The organism is Nonomuraea deserti (assembly GCF_004348685.1).
In the GTDB taxonomy this organism is placed as follows: domain Bacteria; phylum Actinomycetota; class Actinomycetes; order Streptosporangiales; family Streptosporangiaceae; genus Nonomuraea; species Nonomuraea deserti.
Genome location: NZ_SMKO01000032.1, coordinates 14,104 through 30,386, shown reverse-complemented (window position 1 = coordinate 30,386; position 16,283 = coordinate 14,104). Strand labels below are relative to the sequence as shown.

Here is a 16,283-nt window from a genome sequence, read left to right as displayed (position 1 = left end):
TGACACGCCCACCGCCACCCCGGAGTCGGCGAGACGGCGTCCCAGGCCTCGCACTCTCAGCGCCAGCCGGTCGGCGCGAACTCCATCGGTCGGTCGACGCGGCTCCAGCCACCGGTGTCCTGGGCCGCGCCGGTCCTTTCACGCCGGTCGGCCGGCGCGGCAGCGCGCACCGGCAGCGGGACGGCGCGCGGCTTCGGCCGCCGGTCGGCCGGCGCGGGTCCGCTAACAGGCAGCGGGACGGCGGGTGCTCGGTCGCGGGTCGGCCGGTGCGGTTCTCTCACAACTTCTCGAGCGGTGCGTACGCCAGCAGCAGCGTCTTCTCACCACCGCTGCCGAAGTCGATCTTGACCTTGGTCTTCTCCGCCACCCCGTCGACGGACACCACCGTGCCCAGCCCGAACGCGTCATGGGTGACCCGGTCGCCCGGCGCCAGCGACGGCACGGTGCGCCCGCCGCTCTTCGCCGGGGCGGGCCGGGCGGCCGGCTCGCGCCGCGTGGCCGCGCTCCATGCGGACTTCTCCGGGTCGGTGCGCCAGTCGATGAGCTGCCCCGGCACCTCGTTGACGAAGCGGGAGGCGGGATTGAACGACGGCGCCCCCCAGGAGCTGCGCACGGCCGCCCGCGTGAGGTAGAGCCGCTGCTGGGCCCGGGTGATGCCGACGTAGGCCAGGCGCCGCTCCTCCTCCAGCTCCTTGGGCTCGCTCAGTGACCGGATGTGCGGGAACACGCCGTCCTCCATCGCCGTCAGGAAGACGACGGGGAACTCCAGCCCCTTGGCGGTGTGCAGGGTCATCAGCGTGACGACGCCCTGCCCGCCGTCGGCGTCGGGGATCTGGTCGGCGTCGGCCACCAGCGACACCTGCTCCAGGAACTCGACCAGCGTGCCCTCCGGGTTGGCCTCTTCGAACTCGGAGGCCACGGAGATGAGCTCGTTGAGGTTTTCCAGGCGCGACTCGTCCTGCGGATCTTCTGAGGCCTCCAGCTCGGCGCGGTAGCCGGTGGCCACCAGCACCTCCTCGGCCAGCGCTGACGGCGGCACGCCCTCGGCCTTGGCGATCAGCTCGTCGATCATCGCGACGAACTCGCGCACCGCGTTGAGCGAACGGGTGGCCATGCCGTGCGCCTCGTCGGCCCTGCGCAGGGCGTCCCAGAACGAGATGCGCTCGCGCGACGACAGCGCCTCGATCATGGCCTCCGCCCGGTCGCCGATGCCGCGCTTGGGCACGTTGAGGATGCGTCGCAGCGACACCACGTCGGCCGGGTTGGCCAGCACCCGCAGGTAGGCCAGCAGGTCTTTGACCTCCTTGCGCTCGTAGAAGCGCACGCCCCCGACCACCTTGTAGGGCAGGCCGGTGCGGATGAAGATCTCCTCGAACACGCGGGAGGCGGCGTTGGTGCGGTAGAAGACCGCGACGTCGCCGGCCTTGACGCCCTCCTCGTCGCTGAGCCGATCGACCTCCTGGGCCACGAACATGGCCTCGTCGTGCTCGTTGTCGGCGACGTAGCCCACGATCTTGGGGCCGTCGCCCTGGTCGGACCAGAGGTTCTTGGGCTTGCGCGACTCGTTGCGCGCGATGACGGCGTTGGCGGCGGCCAGGATGTTCTGGGTGGAGCGGTAGTTCTGCTCCAGCATGATCGTGCGCGCGTCGGGATAGTCGCGCTCGAACTCCAGGATGTTGCGGATCGTCGCGCCGCGGAAGGCGTAGATCGACTGGTCGGCGTCGCCCACCACGCACAGCTCCGACTGGTCGGCCCCCGACCGCACCAGGTCGCCGTCGGTGGTGCGCAGCTCGGGATGCCCGACCAGCTCCCTGATCAGGATGTACTGGGCGTGGTTGGTGTCCTGGTATTCGTCGACCAGCACGTGCCTGAAGCGCATCCGGTAGTGCTCGGCCACCTCGGGGAAGAGCTGGAACAACGTCACCGTGTTCATGATGATGTCGTCGAAGTCCATCGCGCCGGCCTCGGTCAGCTTGAGCTGATAGGCCTTGTACGCCTGCGCGAGCGTCTTCTCCAGGTGCGAGCCCGCCTTGTCGAGCGCGGTCTCGTAGTCGACCAGCTCGTTCTTGAAGTTGCTGACCTGGGCGGAGAACGAGCGCGGCGGATAACGTTTCGGGTCGAGCTCCATCTCCCTGCAGACCATCGCCATGAGCCGCTGCGAGTCGGCCTGGTCGTAGATCGAGAAGCTGGAGGGGAACCCCAGCCGCTTGGCCTCCCGCCGCAGGATGCGCATGCAGGCGCTGTGGAACGTCATCACCCACATGGCCTTGGACCGCGGCCCGACCAGCTGGTCGATGCGCTCCTTCATCTCCTTGGCGGCCTTGTTGGTGAACGTGATCGCGAGGATCTCGCCCGGATGCGCGTCGCGCTCGGCCAGCAGATAGGCGATGCGATGCGTCAGCACCCGCGTCTTGCCCGACCCCGCCCCCGCGACGATGAGCAGCGGACTGCCATGATGGATCACGGCCTCGCGCTGCTGTGGGTTGAGGCCATCGAGCAAGGGGTGGTCAACAGAGACTTGGGTCGGCACCCACCTAGGTTAAGACGCCCCACCGACAAACGTCGCACGGAATGCGATCGCCGGGGTCCCGGTTGTGCTCGACGGAAGGTCCAGAAAGGGGAACCATGCTGCCGGAAAGCGAGATCAACCGGGTTCTGGTCGTGACCGCCCACCCAGATGACGCCGATTTCGGCGCGGCGGGGAGCGTGGCGCTGTTCGTCGACCGGGGCGTGGAGGTCACATACCTGCTGGTCACGGACGGCGACGCGGGCGGCAACGAACGCACTCTGGACAACTCGGGCATGGCCGAGCTGCGCAGGACCGAGCAGCTGGCCGCCGCCAAGGCGGTCGGCGTCACTGATCTGCGTTTCCTCGGCCATCCGGACGGCCAGGTGGTGCCGTCACTCGAGCTACGGCGTGACATCGCCCGGGTGATCCGGCAGGTCAGGCCCGACCTGGTCATCACCCACCACCCGGACCGCAACTACCGGTTCGTCGCGCCCAGCCATCCCGACCATCGCGCGGTGGGCGGCGCCGCCCTCGACGCCGTCTACCCCGACGCCCGCAACCCCTACGCGTTCCCCGAGCTGGCCCGGGACGAGGGCCTGGAGGCGTGGACCGTGCGTGAGGTGTGGCTGACCGGTGGCCCCGCACCGGATCACTGGGTGGACGTCACCGGCGCCATGGACCGCAAGCTCGCGGCCTTGCAGTCACACGTGAGCCAGGTCGCACATGTGGAGGGCTTCGCCGACTTCGTCAAGAGCCGCTTCGGCGCCTGGGGTGAGCAGGCCGGCTTCGGCGAGGGCCGCTACGCGGAGGGTTTCCAGGTCGTCTCCACGGCCTGAACTCCGCCGCGCGGCGCTACGGCACCGATCCGGGGGTCACCACCCAGAGCGCGGGCTGCCCTGTGACCTCGGAGATGACGTCGAAGGCGCGGTCATAGTGCAGGATCGTCGCCCCATGCACCTCGGCGCAGGCGGCGATCAGCAGATCGTTCGGTCCGATGCCGCGGTGCTGAGAGATCGCTACGAGCTGTTTCTGCACGTCCAGGGCCCGTGCCTGCACCTCCTGGTCCATCGGGAGCAGCACGCACTCGCGCTGGGCCCGGAGGATGCGTTGGTAGTGGGCGATGTCGCGGGCGCTATAAAGGACTTCGAGATCGATGATGCTGCAGGTCGCCACGGCCCGCGCCGCGTAGAGCGGATGAAGCGCCTTGGCGACCGCGTCGCTGGTGCGGATGCGCGCCAGCGCGCTCTTGTCCAGCAGATACATCAGTCCTGCCGTCGCCACGCATTCTTCATGATCTCCGGGTCGAGCAGATCCGGGCTCCCCTCCGTGCGCCAGAACTCGAAGGCCTCTATCGCGCTGGCCCTCTCCGCGTCCCTGTCGATGACCACCCGCAGTGCGATATGGACCGTCTCCTTCATGGTCGGCGTCCCCAGCTTCTGCTGGGCCTCCTCCAGAAGTTCCTTGTCGATGTCGATCACTGTACGCATACAACACCACCTCCGTACCTCCAGCGTATATCAGAACCTGCGATCTTGATATACGCCCTCCCCGAGGAGGAGCGATTCCCGGGAAGGGCGCGTCGCAGACGTTAGAGCATCGAGGTGGGAGCTGTCTGGAACGATCCAGAAGGCGCCGGAGGGATCTTCACTCCCGGGTGGAGAACCTTCATTCCCGGGCAGGCAGATGGTCTACCGCAGGGCGGGAGAGGCGGTCACGATACGTAGTCAGATCGGGGCGAGCGGGTCATCTCAGACTCAGGCGGGAGGGCTTGGCTTTCGCTTGGGGGCGAGGCGGGCGAAGAGGTAGCCGAAGGAGTTGGTGGCCAGGTGCAGCATCACGGGGGTGAGCAGGCCGCCGCGGCGGCGTAGCTCGCAGAACAGCACGCCCGCCGCCGCCGTGGACACCACGCTGCCCGCCACCACGCGGGCGGTGTCGAGGCGTCCGGGGGCCTCGTCGGCGACCAGGGCGCCGAGCGCGGGGTTGGCGCGCGCCATGTCGATGGCCGGAAGGATGTGCCAGAGGCCGAACAGGGCGGAGGAGACCCCGGTGGCGGCGACCGTGCCGTGCCTCTGGCGGAGCAACGCGTGGAGGGCGCCCCTGAAGCCCACCTCTTCCAGCAGGACCGTGCCGAAGGGGACCTGGATCAGGGCCTCCTCCCAGACGCGGGCGCGCGAGAGCGACAGGGCGCGGTCGTCGTGGAAGAGCGGCCTGGTGCGCGGCATCGAGATGCCGACCGTGTAGACGGCGGCCACCCCGGCGGCCAGGGCGCCGCCCGCGATCGCGCCCCGGCGGCCGCGCTCGAAGCCGAGCTCCTGCCAGGACAGGCCGGACCTGCGAGCCATCGCCACCAGGGCGGCCGTCGCGGCGGCGGACGTCACCGGGCCGAGCCGGGGGGCGATCTTGTTGTTCATGATGTTGGCGGCGGCGAGGATCGCGATCGAGCGGAGCAGCACCCCTGCAGGCTACGTCGCCCGCGTCGTCAGGAGGCGGCGGGACGGCGCCAGCCCTCGGGGAAGCGGGTGCGGCGGCGCTCCTCCGGGGTGAGGCCGCCCCAGATGCCCTCCGCCTCGCCCGCCCTTAACGCGTAGGAACGGCACTCCTCGATGACCTGGCAGCCGGCGCAGACCGCTTTGGCCCGCGCCTCCTGCAGCGGTGTGGGGGCGAGGGGGAAGAAGAGGTCAGGGTCGCTGGACCTGCACGCGCCCCTGCGCAGCCAGCCGATCTCCTCCAGTGACATGGGTCAAAGGTAGAGCGTGGTCATGATCAGACACATCATCCTCTCGGTTGACGCGCTCGTACATCCCTGGGTTGGGGACCCGCCCGGTCCGTACGACGTGCGCAGGCGCTTCGGAGCCCGCCCGGTCCGTACGGCGTCGGCGGGCGCTTCGGAGCCCGCCCGGTCAGCACGACGTCAGCAGGCGCTCACCCCGTCCTGGTATCCCCTCGCGAACGAGGCCTGACGCTGCGCCGCCGTGCCGTGTGCCGAGGGGTCGAGCCAGTCGTCCGTGGGGTCGCCCGCCGCCTCCAGGCTGTAGAGCAGTTCGTCCTCGTCGCCCTCCTCCGCCCGCAACGCGCCCGAGTTCACCAGGGCGGACAGGGTGCCGCCCGCGTAGCAGTCGGCCTGGAGCTCCGCCTGCACGTTCAGCTGGAAGCCGGTCCGGAGCTGCGCCTGTACGGCGTGCCCGATCTCATGCGGGATGATCACATAGACGGATCCGTCGCCCATCTCCGTCCACAACGCCTCCATCCAGTCCTGGTCGTAGGCGACGAAGTGGCCGAGCGGACAGTAGAAGGCGTTGTTCGGGACGGCCGGTTCGTTGCCGCAGGCCGGGCCGGAGCGGCCCGAGTAGGGGATGAAGGCGGCCAGCGGCCGATACGTCCGGCCTAACTGCTCGAACTGCTGCTTCCAGAACGCCTCCGACAACGTGCGCGCCGTGCGGACGTCCTCCGCGAAGGAGTCGGCGCCCTCCGTGTCCATGGACGCCGGCCGGGTGATGCCGCACGCGCCGACCAGCAGGACCAGGGCGAGAACCAGGGCTCGGGTCACGGGCTTCACACATCCCAAGTGTGCACGGGTTCGTTGCTGTGCATGCGCTCGATGTACTCCAGCGTCATGGCCCGCAGCGCCTCGTGCCGGTCACCTCCGTGCGCGTGCACGCGCTCCACCTGCCAGCTCGTGCCCGTACGGCCGGCGATGCAGCGTCCCTCGACGATGCCCAGCAGCCGGTCGGCGACGGGCCCGTCCACGCCCCACGCGGCCAGCCCCTCCCGCGCCATGGGCAGCAGGCGGCGCAGGATCAGCTCGGCCGCGGGCACCTCGCCCACCCCCGGCCAGTACAGCCGCGCGTCCAGCCCGTGCCGGGCCGCGGCGGCGAGGTTGTCGGCTGCCGCCTGGAACGACATCCGGCTCCAGAGCGGCCGCTCGGCGTACGGCAGGACGCGCATCAACCCGTAGTAGAAGGCCGCGTTGGCGGTGATGTCGGCCACGGAGGGGCCGGCGGGCAGCACCCGGTTCTCGACGCGCAGGTGCGGCACCCCGTTCACCACCGCGTACACCGGCCGGTTCCAGCGGTAGATCGTGCCGTTGTGCAGGGTGAGCTCGTGGAGCTCCGGCATGCGGCCCTGTTCGAGCTCCACGCGCGGGTCCTCGGTCTCGCAGAGGGGCAGCAGCGCAGGGAAGTAGCTGACGTTCTCCTCGAACAGGTCGAAGACGCTCGTGATCCACCGCTCGCCGAACCAGACCCTCGGCCGCACGCCCTGGGTCTTCAGCTCCGCCGGCCGCGTGTCCGTGGCCTGCTCGAACAGCGCCATCCTGGTCTCGCGGTGCAGTTCCTTGCCGAACAGGTAGGGCGAGTTGGCCGCCGCCGCGACCTGGGGGGCGGCGATGATCTGGGCCGCGTTCCAGTGGGCGGCGAACGCCTCGGGGCTGACCTGCAGGTGGAGCTGCACGCTGGTGCAGGCGGCCTCGGGCGTGATGCTGTCCGCGTGCGTGTCGAGGCGTTCGACGCCGTCGATGGACAGGTGCAGGTCCTCGCCGCGGGCCGCGAAGATCTGCTCGTTGAGCAGGCGGTAGCGGGGGTTCGCGGAGAGCGTGCCCTCGCCGATGTCCTGCTCGCGCAGCGTGGGCAGGATGCCGATCAGGACCAGGTGGGCGTCCTGGGGGCGGGCGCGCTCCTCGGCGTGGTTGAGCCGCGCCCTGATGTCGTTCTCCAGGCGGAGCGCGCCGTCGCCGCCGAGCTCCCGGGGTTCGATGTTGATCTCGATGTTGAACTGGCCCAGCTCCGTCGCCCAGTCCGGCCGCTCGATGGCGGCGAGCACCTGGGCGTTGCGCATGACGGCCTCGCCGCGCGCGTCCACGATGTTGAGCTCGATCTCCAGTCCGGCGAGCGGGCGTTCGAAGTCGAAGCGGGATTCGCGCAACATCTGGGCGAAGACGTCGAGGCACCGACGCACCTTTTCCCGATATTTCCGGCGGTCGTCCCGGCTGAAGACGACGACTGGCACGTCCCTGCCCATATCAGGAAATGTCGCACGCCAACGCCGCCAAGACCAGAGCGCAGGCCAGTCTTTACCGCAGCCTGAGCCGCCGAATGAGGTCCCGTGGATTACCGCCACAGCGCCACCGGCCGACCTCGGCACCCTCGCCCTCGTCCGGCAGCTTCTGGACGGGACCGCCGCTCGCCTCACCAGGGCAGACGCCGCGACGGACGGCTGCCTCCGAGGGCTTCATGCCGCATTCGGAGGATCGCCCCGGTACGCCGCTTCGCCGACGCACCCACCCCGGCCAGGCGGGCCTGGCGAGCGTGCCGGTCAGGTGGAAGCTTGACCAGGCCTCTTCGAGCGACTCCGGACAGCCGGATTCGAGGAGGTCGAAGATGGTGTGCAGCGCGGCCAGGGGGTCGGGTTCCGTGCCCCTGGCCGCGCCAGGGGGTCGGGTTCCGTGCCCGCGTGTTCGGGGATCTCCAGGACGTGGCGGGCGAGAGCGCGGACGGGTGAAGACTGCGCGGGCTGCCAGGCGGCGGCGCAGGGCTTCCGGCACCGACCGGCCGGGAGGCCGGTCGCGGACCGCGGTGACCAGCCGGACGCGCCGTTCGGCGCCGTCGTCGAAGATCAGCGCCTCCTGGCCGTCCGGCACGTGCGCGAACAGGGCCTCGGTCCGGGCTCGAACCTCAGGTGAGCCGAGGGTCGAGCTCCATCGTCCATGAGGCCGCAGTGCCGTGGACCGTCGTAGGCCGGTGGCGTCGTCGTCGGACGCTCCGCCGGTTCGGGACGGCCCTGAGCCGCCTGCGTCGCCACGGCGGCCCGGACCCTCTAGAGCTGGTTCTCGCCGCCGTCGACGTAGATGTTCGCGCCGAGGACGAAGCTGCTCTGGTCGGAGGCGAGGAAGGTCACGGCGTCGGCGACCTCGTCCGACGTCCCCATGCGGCCGAGGGGCACGTTGGCGGCGAAGCCGGCCTTGGCCTCCTCGGCGTTCTCCTCGCCGACGATGCCGGCGAGCGCGGGAGTGTCGATGGTTCCCGGCGAGACGGCGTTGACGCGAATGTTCCGTCCTTTGAGCTCGTTGGCCCACGTACGCGTGTACGAGCGCAGCGCCGCCTTGGACGCGGCGTAGGCGCCGAAGGTCTCGATGCCGTCGTCGGCGCGGACGGATGAGTTCACGATCACGGACGCGCCCTTGTTGAGCAGCGGCAGCGCCTTCTGCACCGTGAACACCGTCCCGCGCACGTTGACGTCGAAGATGCGGTCGAAATGTTCCTCGGTGGTCTCCTCAAGGGTGGCGAACGCGCCCGTGCCCGCGTTGGCGAACAGCACGTCCAGGCCCTTGTCGCGCTCGCGCACCGCGTCGTACAGGCGGTCGAGGTGGTCGAGGTCGGAGATGTCGCCGGCGATCCCGGTGGCGGATCCGATGGTCTCGACGGCGGCGGCCAGGTCGCGTTCGCGCCGGCCGGTGATGAAGACGTGTGCGCCCTCCGCGGCGAAACGCCTGGCCGCGGCGAGGCCGATGCCGCTGCTTCCGCCGGTGACGATCGCGGTCTTGTTCTCGAGCTGTCCCACGTGCGGTCTCCCCTATATTCAGTACCGATCGGTACGAAAGTGGACACTACCAGTTCTGTATCGAGCGGTAAAGAAGTCGCGGAACCGGTCGTACGCGATCCGTGCCTCGCCGGCGGAGCCCGTGTCTCCGTCGAACGCGGCGATCTCAGCCAGGGGCCGGGCGCCACGGGGCGACCGGTTGCCACGGAACACGGCCCACGGGGCGCGCCGTAGCGGCGGCGCGCCGCTGAAGGGTCAGAGAGCGTTGCCCTGGAAGGTCCCCGGCCGACGTGCGGTGGATGGCCTCACGTGGGCGGAGCCGTAAAGGATGGAGGTCATGAAGCGCGCACGAGCGAGGCTAGGGTGCTGGGATGCGTGTTCTGATTACTGGTGGGGCGGGTTATATCGGCAGCACGGTCGCGTCGGCGTGCCTGGATGCCGGGATCACGCCCGTGATTCTGGACAGCCTCGTGACGGGGCGGAGGGAGTTCGCCGAAGGGCGGGTGTTCTATGAGGGGGATATCGGCGATGGCCCATTGATAGACAAGATTTTCGCCGAAAATCCGGATATTGAGGCTGTCGTCCACTGCGCGGCGCTCATCGTGGTCCCGGATTCCGTGGCCGACCCCATCGGCTACTATCGCGCGAACGTCGCCAGGAGCCTCGAACTCGTCGACCACCTGCTCCGCAACGGCTGCGAGCGGATGATTTTCAGCTCATCCGCGTCGATCTACCAGGCCGGCGCGGACCACACGGTGGACGAGGACTCGCCGCTCGCTCCTCAGAGCCCGTACGCGCAGACCAAGGCGGTGTGCGAGGCGATGTTCGCCGACATCGCGGCCAGTCGCCCGATCAGGATCCTGTCCCTGCGCTACTTCAACCCGGTCGGCGCCGACCCGCGGATGCGCACCGGGCTGCAGCTGCGCCGTCCCAGCCACGCCCTGGGCAAGATGATCGAGGCGTACGAGGACGGCGTGCCCTTCCAGATCACCGGCACCGGCTACCCGACGAGAGACGGCACCGGCATCCGCGACTACGTGCACGTCTGGGATCTGGCGACCGCGCACGTGGCGGCCCTGCGCCGGTTCGACGCGCTCGACACCGGCGTGATCAACCTGGGCACCGGCGCGGGCACCACGGTCCGCGAGCTGGCCGAGGCGTTCAACCGCGTCGTCGACCGTCCCATCGAGGTCGTCGAGGCCCCCGCCCGCCCCGGCGACGTGCCCGGCGCCTACACCCGCAGTGACTGGGCCCGCCGCCTGCTGGACTGGCAGGCCCGCCACTCCCTCGATGAGGGCATCAGGCACTCTCTCGAATGGGCGGCTCTCCGGGAGTCCAGACTGGGCTGAGCCCGGCCGCCCCTCTCCCGCGCGGCCGCGCCCGCCCCACCCGGTGGAGCCCATCCCGCCCGGTCGCGCCTCTCCCGTCCGGGACGGGAGAGGCGCGGACGATCGGCAGGTCAGCCGGTGACGGCGTACGCGCCGAGGGGGATCTCGGTAAGGCTGGAGATGTCGTCCTGGCCGTCCTCGAACGTGGTCGCGACGTCCTTCGCCGGCGGCGCCTTGATCGACACGGCCTTGCCCCAGCCGGTGTACCTCGTGTCCACGCTCACGGTGCCCTCGTCGCCGGTGCCGTTCACCAAGGCCGAGAACGTCGTCACTAGGCGGGTCGGGAGGCCGGCCGCGTTCACGGTGAGCCTCCACTTGATCGGGCTCTTCAGCGCCTTGGCGGTCGGGGCGCCGAGCGATCCGGCGCGCAGCCAGGGGGAGGCCTTCCACAGGGTGCCCAGCTTGATCGTGCCCGTGTAGCCGTGGCTGGTTGCCTTGGCACCCTTGAGCAGGGTCTTGAGCGTGGAGTATTCGCCCAGGTTGACGGGCTGGCCGAACGTGCCGGTGACGCCGCCGGTCGGGCCCTTGGGCGCCTTGAACCAGGTCTTGCCCTCGGGCAGCAGGGTCGCCCACATGTTGCCGGAGAGGTAGGACGTGGTGCCGACCCTGATCGTGCGCTCAGGCTTGGCCACCGCCCTGAGGATCTCGCCGAAGTCGCTGTCCGGCACGTCGCCCAGGTCCTTGGACGTGATGTTGAGCTTGCCGGTGATGTCGGAGGCGGCGATGCCCGTCTTGCTGAACTGCAGGGTGCCGCTGCGCCGGAGGAACACCTCGCGCGTGCCGTCCTGGGACACGGTCGTGCGCTCGGTGAAGCTCACCCCCTTGCCGGGGGCCATCCGCTTCTTGACGGCCACCACGGGGTCCTTGGGGGCGGCCATCGCGGGAGTGGCGGTCACCAGCGCCGCGGTCGTGGCTAACGCCACGCCGGTCAGGATTCGCTTCATGCGGGTTTCCTTCGTCGAAGTTCTGTTGTCGAGGTCAAGGCGGAAGTGCGGCCTTGTGGAGCGGCCCGGCGGAGCCGGCCATTACGGAATGCCGCCGAGCGAGTTCAGGAGTAGATCGGGTCCTCCTCAAGGAACCCGCGTGCCCCCGTGAGCGCGGCCGTGGTCACCGCCAGGCCTAGCGACAAATCGGTTCATACGAGTTTCCTCTGGTTCCAAAAGGAAGAGGAGTGGATTCTGCCAATCGAAGATCACGACCGTATATCGAGAACCGGGGCGTATGCCGTCGAATCGGTGCAAAATTCGTGCAGGTGCCGTCGTGGAGAAGTGAGATCACCGTCACATAGCGCGAGAACCCCCACCCGATGACCTGGTCAGGTCAAGCTTCGGGCTAGGCTTCACTGGCGGAAAAGCCCGGCACGCACCCCTGAGCGTAGGAGCTCGCCGTGAGAGAGCGAGGCACGATGCCACCGAACGGCGAAGCGGACGCGACCGTAAGTGCAGTTGCCCGGGCCGTCGTACATCAGTCGGACAAGCGTCGAACATTCAGTCGGATAAGCAAGGAGCGAACCCGACGCAGCGAGCGGAGTGGAGGGCCGGCGCAGAAGGCACTCCACGGAGCGAGTGAGGAGGGTGAGCGACAAATGGGAAGAGGACGGACCCCTCGTGGACCTGTTCGAACATCAGGCGAAGGAACTCTTCGCTGACTACGGCATCCCGGTGCCACGCGGCATCGTCGCCCACACCGTGGAGGAGGTGCGGTCGGCGGCCGAGGAGCTGACAGGCCGCGTTGTCGTCAAGGCTCAGGTCAAGACCGGTGGCCGCGGCAAGGCCGGCGGCGTGAAGGTGGCGGCCGACGCCGCCGACGCCGTCGAGAAGGCCACCGCCATCCTCGGCATGGACATCAAGGGCCACACGGTCCACAAAGTGCTCGTGGAGGAGGCCAGCGCGATCGCGGAGGAGTACTACTTCTCCTTCCTGCTCGACCGCGCCAACCGTACGTTCCTCGCGATCTGCTCCGCCGCCGGCGGCATGGACATCGAAGAGGTCGCCCACACCGCGCCGGAGAAGGTCGCCAAGGTGCCGGTCTCGGCGCTGAACGGCATCGACCGCGCCAAGGCCCGCGAGATCGCGGTGGCCGGCGGCCTGCCGGACAAGGCGCTCGACGGCGCCGCCGAGCTCATCGAGAAGCTGTGGTGCTGCTTCGTCGACGAGGACGCCACACTCGTCGAGGTCAACCCGATGATCCTGTCGGCCGACGGGCAGGTGAAGGCCCTCGACGGCAAGGTCACTCTCGACGCCAACGCGGCGTTCCGCCAGCCCGACCACGAGGCGCTCGCCGACAAGGCGGCCGAGGACCCGCTCGAGGCCAAGGCCAAGGAGAAGGACCTCAACTACGTCAAGCTCGACGGCGACGTCGGCATCATCGGCAACGGCGCGGGCCTGGTCATGTCCACGCTCGACGTGGTGGCCTACGCGGGCGAGCAGTTCCCCGGCAAGCCGTCCCCCGCGAACTTCCTCGACATCGGCGGCGGCGCCTCGGCCGAGGTCATGGCCGCGGGCCTGGAGATCATCCTCTCCGACCCGAGCGTCAAGTCGATCTTCGTGAACGTCTTCGGCGGCATCACCGCCTGCGACGCCGTCGCCAACGGCATCGTCTCGGCGTTCAAGCTGCTGGAGAGCCGTGGCGAGGCCGTGACCCACCCGCTGGTGGTCCGCCTCGACGGCAACAACGCCCAGCTCGGGCGGCAGATCCTGGCCGACGCCGCGCTCCCGCGGGTCGAGCTGGTAGACACGATGGACGACGCGGCCAAGCGGGCCGCCGAGCTCGCTGCGGCAGGTGTGTGACCCATGGCCATCTGGTTGACTGAGAACAGCAAGATCATCGTTCAGGGCATGACGGGCGGCGAGGGCACCAAGCACACCCGCCGCATGCTCGCCTCCGGCGCCCGCGTGGTCGGCGGCGTCAACGCCCGCAAGGCCGGCACCACGCACGAGGGCCTGCCCGTGTTCGGGACGGTCAAGGAGGCGATGGAGCAGACCGGCGCCGACGTGTCGGTCGTGTTCGTGCCCCCGGCGTTCACCAAGGACGCGGTCAAGGAGGCCATCGACGCCGAGATGCCGCTCTGCGTGGTGATCACCGAGGGCGTGCCGGTGCACGACTCGACCGAGTTCTGGGCGTATGCGGTGGCCAAGGGCAACAAGACCCGCATCATCGGCCCCAACTGCCCGGGCATCGCCTCTCCCGGCGCCTCCAACGCCGGCATCATCCCCGCCGACATCACCACCGCCGGCCGCATCGGCCTGGTCTCGAAGTCCGGCACGCTCACCTACCAGCTGATGTACGAACTTCGCGACTTCGGCTTCTCCACCGCCGTGGGCATCGGCGGCGACCCGGTCATCGGCACCACGCACATCGACGCGCTCCAGGCGTTCCAGGAAGACCCCGCCACCGACGCGATCGTGATGATCGGCGAGATCGGCGGCGACGCCGAGGAGCGGGCCGCCGCCTACATCGAGCAGCACGTCAGCAAGCCGGTCGTGGCCTACGTCGCGGGCTTCACCGCTCCAGAGGGCAAGACGATGGGCCACGCGGGCGCCATCGTGTCCGGCTCCGCCGGCACCGCCCAGGCGAAGAAGGAGGCACTGGAGAAGGTCGGCGTCCGCGTCGGCAAGACCCCCTCCGAGACGGCCCGCCTGATGCGCGAGATCATGCAGGCTCGCTGAGCGTCGCACATTGACAGCCCCGCACGGCCCCTCCCGTGCGGGGCTTCTCGCCTTCCTCCCCACGCGCCGCGCCCATCCTGTACGCGCCGCCGTGCCCGTGCCCTCGTGCCCGTGTCCTCGTGCCCGCGCCGTCGTGCCCGCGCCGTCGTGCCCGCGCCGTCGTGCCTGCGCCGCTGCTCCCTGTGTACGCCCCCCGGGCCGACCAGGGGGTCTGCTGCTCGGCTGCGATCACGGGCCACGCGTCGGCCACGGAACACGGCCGACGGGGCGGCGTGGCGGCGGCGCGCCACTAACCGGCTCAGAAGCGTCTCCCTGGACCGACGCCGGCCCCGGTCGGCGGTTGGGGCGACCACGGCAGCGCCGTAAAGGATGGAAAGGGAAGAGCCTCGCGCGACCGGGGACGGGATCGGCGGCCACAAAGTAAGGGCGGGCGGCGCGTCAACCAAGCGCTGGTCGGGAAAGCTTGAGAAAATCGCCTACTGTGACGGCGATTCTCGACCAGCTACGTGCCGCCCCCCGGTCGGTGCTCGGCCGACTGCCCGGGGTCTCGAGCGACGACGACGAGACCAGGCGGCCGCTGCCCGTGTCGGGGATGCTGGCGGCCGCCGCCACGCTCGGCGTCGGGCTGGCGGCGCTCACCACGCTCACGCTGGTCGGCTGGATCGCCGCGCCGCGCGGCACGCTCGAAGCCGGGCTGCCGGGCGTGTTCCGTACGGCGGCGCAGCTCTGGCTGGCCGCGCACCACGCCGGGTTCGCGATCCCCGGCGGGCGGGTCGGCCTGCTGCCGCTGGGGCTGATGTTGCTGCCCGCCGTGCTGCTCTACCGCGCGGCGCGATGGATGGCCCGTGACGCCGACCTGCGGCTGCGCTTGCCCGCCCGGCTGCCGAAGAACAGCCCCAAGGCGCAGGCGGGGGCCCGGCGGCGGGCCCAGCTGGTGCTGGTGGTGCAGGCGGGGGTGTCGCTGGCGGCCCCGTACGCGCTGCTCGCCGGACTGATCGCGGTCGTCGCGCGCAACGAGATCACGCAGCCGTTCCTCGGCGAGACGCTGTTCAGCCACTTCGTGCTGGCGTTCCTGGCGGGCTCGCTGGCCACGGCGCGGATGATCGGGCCCTGGCGGGTCATGTTGCGGCTGCTGCCCGAGCGGGTGCGGGCGCTGACCGTCGGCACGGCCGTCGCCACGGCGGTGCTGCTCGTGGCCGGGCTCGCTCTCGTGCTGGTCGCCATCGCGCTCAACTTCGGGCAGATCCAGGAGCTGTCCAGCGTGCTCTCGCCCGGGTTCGTGGGCGGGGTGCTGCTGTTGTTGCTGCAACTCCTCTACGCGCTCAACGCCGTCGTCTGGGCCTTGTCCTACATCGCGGGGCCGGGGTTCGCGATCGGCGCCGACACCCTGGTCGCGCCGACCGGGGTGCAGCTCGGCACGGTGCCGAGCCTGCCGCTGCTGGGGGCGCTGCCGGAGAGCGGCACCGTGCCGGCGTGGATGATGGCGGTGATCGCGCTGCCGTTCGCGGCCGGAGCGGTGGCGGGCGTGATGGTGGCCAGGATCTCGCCGTCGCCGTCCTACGAGGCGGCGCCGCTGTGGGGCTTCCTCAGCGGGGTCTCGACCGGCCTCGTGGCGGGGGTGCTGGCGGCGCTGTCCGGCGGGCCCATCGGCGGTGGCAGGCTCGCCACGGTCGGGCCGTCCCCCTGGGAGGTGGCGCTGTCGGTGGCGCTCGAGGTCGGCGTGGCCGCCGGCATCTCCGCCGGCGTGACCAACCTGCTGCTGCTCAACAAACGTGCCCGTACGCCGCTCGACAAGGCGGCCGCCCCCGTACGCAAGGCCGGGGCGGCGCTGGCCAAGGCGGCGAGCAAGGTGGGGCTGGCCGAGTCCGACCCGCGCCCGCTGCCCGGCCACTGGATGGACGCGACGGAAGCCGACACCCAGGAGATCCCCGTCATCAGGGACGACTGGCAGGACGAGCACGCGTCGGCGGCGGCCGAGACGCTGGCCCAGTCGCGCTCGCGCGCGCCGGAGCCGGGGCCGGACGCCCGCCCGCCGCGCAAGGACATCGTCGACGAGTCGGACGACCGCGGCGGCCACGTCATCTACGTCGACCCCTACGCCTGGGACCGCGACTGACCGCCGGACGGCCTCCGCGCAACCGCGACCCAGCGACCGGACCGGCGCCCGAGACGGGTGAGGGCGGA

Annotated in this window: 14 protein-coding genes; 5 read left to right on the top strand and 9 right to left on the bottom strand. The window is 70.2% G+C overall.

The genetic code is table 11. The features are described from left to right. Window positions 1-277: 277 nt before the first annotated feature. Window positions 278-2,530, bottom strand: a complete 2,253-nt coding sequence (pcrA, locus tag E1292_RS15120; RefSeq protein WP_500690521.1) for a DNA helicase PcrA — start codon at window positions 2,528-2,530, stop codon at window positions 278-280. Between the two features lie 95 nt (window positions 2,531-2,625). On the opposite strand from pcrA, the gene E1292_RS15115 reads away from it, so the two are divergent. Continuing rightward, complete coding sequence (locus tag E1292_RS15115) at window positions 2,626-3,345, top strand: PIG-L deacetylase family protein (RefSeq protein WP_132595777.1); 720 nt, start codon at window positions 2,626-2,628, stop codon at window positions 3,343-3,345. Between the two features lie 16 nt (window positions 3,346-3,361). Here E1292_RS15115 and E1292_RS15110 read toward each other — a convergent pair whose 3' ends face one another. From E1292_RS15110 to E1292_RS15080, 7 genes are all read right to left on the bottom strand, one after another. Continuing rightward, entirely contained in the window at window positions 3,362-3,772 is a 411-nt protein-coding gene (locus E1292_RS15110; RefSeq protein ID WP_246090128.1) for a PIN domain nuclease, read from the bottom strand. Beyond that, a complete protein-coding gene (locus tag E1292_RS15105; protein WP_220446841.1) occupies window positions 3,772-3,987 on the bottom strand; it encodes a type II toxin-antitoxin system VapB family antitoxin in 216 nt (71 codons plus the stop codon). The genes E1292_RS15110 and E1292_RS15105 overlap by 1 nt, the downstream gene beginning before the upstream one ends. A gap of 276 nt (window positions 3,988-4,263) precedes the next feature. Next, entirely contained in the window at window positions 4,264-4,962 is a 699-nt protein-coding gene (locus tag E1292_RS15100) for a CPBP family intramembrane glutamic endopeptidase (protein WP_132595774.1), read from the bottom strand. 26 nt (window positions 4,963-4,988) lie between these two features. Then, the gene (locus E1292_RS15095) at window positions 4,989-5,246 is read right to left on the bottom strand and encodes a WhiB family transcriptional regulator (protein ID WP_132514991.1); all 258 of its coding nucleotides are present in this window, start codon (window positions 5,244-5,246) and stop codon (window positions 4,989-4,991) included. Between the two features lie 174 nt (window positions 5,247-5,420). Further along, the gene (locus E1292_RS15090) at window positions 5,421-6,056 is read right to left on the bottom strand and encodes a neutral zinc metallopeptidase (protein ID WP_132595773.1); all 636 of its coding nucleotides are present in this window, start codon (window positions 6,054-6,056) and stop codon (window positions 5,421-5,423) included. Between the two features lie 5 nt (window positions 6,057-6,061). After that, entirely contained in the window at window positions 6,062-7,513 is a 1,452-nt protein-coding gene (locus E1292_RS15085) for a glutamate-cysteine ligase family protein (RefSeq protein WP_246090127.1), read from the bottom strand. A gap of 807 nt (window positions 7,514-8,320) precedes the next feature. Continuing rightward, the gene (locus E1292_RS15080) at window positions 8,321-9,064 is read right to left on the bottom strand and encodes an SDR family NAD(P)-dependent oxidoreductase (protein ID WP_132595771.1); all 744 of its coding nucleotides are present in this window, start codon (window positions 9,062-9,064) and stop codon (window positions 8,321-8,323) included. A 350-nt stretch (window positions 9,065-9,414) separates the two neighbouring features. On the opposite strand from E1292_RS15080, the gene galE reads away from it, so the two are divergent. Continuing rightward, window positions 9,415-10,392, top strand: a complete 978-nt coding sequence (gene galE / locus E1292_RS15075; protein WP_132595770.1) for a UDP-glucose 4-epimerase GalE — start codon at window positions 9,415-9,417, stop codon at window positions 10,390-10,392. A 110-nt stretch (window positions 10,393-10,502) separates the two neighbouring features. Here the strand turns inward: galE and E1292_RS15070 are convergent, their stop codons facing one another. Next, window positions 10,503-11,375: a hypothetical protein gene (locus E1292_RS15070; RefSeq protein WP_132595769.1), complete on the bottom strand. Its 873-nt coding sequence runs from the start codon at window positions 11,373-11,375 to the stop codon at window positions 10,503-10,505. 663 nt (window positions 11,376-12,038) lie between these two features. Here E1292_RS15070 and sucC point away from each other — a divergent pair. The 3 genes from sucC (at window position 12,039) to E1292_RS15050 (ending at window position 16,215) form a co-directional block, all read left to right on the top strand. After that, window positions 12,039-13,220, top strand: coding sequence for an ADP-forming succinate--CoA ligase subunit beta (sucC, locus tag E1292_RS15060; RefSeq protein ID WP_132595806.1), 1,182 nt, complete (start codon window positions 12,039-12,041; stop codon window positions 13,218-13,220). Window positions 13,221-13,223: 3 nt separating this feature from the next. Continuing rightward, window positions 13,224-14,099 carry a succinate--CoA ligase subunit alpha gene (sucD, locus tag E1292_RS15055; protein ID WP_132595768.1) on the top strand — a complete coding sequence of 292 codons (876 nt, stop codon included), beginning with the start codon at window positions 13,224-13,226 and terminating at the stop codon, window positions 14,097-14,099. Between the two features lie 481 nt (window positions 14,100-14,580). After that, window positions 14,581-16,215 carry a cell division protein PerM gene (locus E1292_RS15050; protein WP_132595767.1) on the top strand — a complete coding sequence of 545 codons (1,635 nt, stop codon included), beginning with the start codon at window positions 14,581-14,583 and terminating at the stop codon, window positions 16,213-16,215. Window positions 16,216-16,283: the final 68 nt, after the last annotated feature.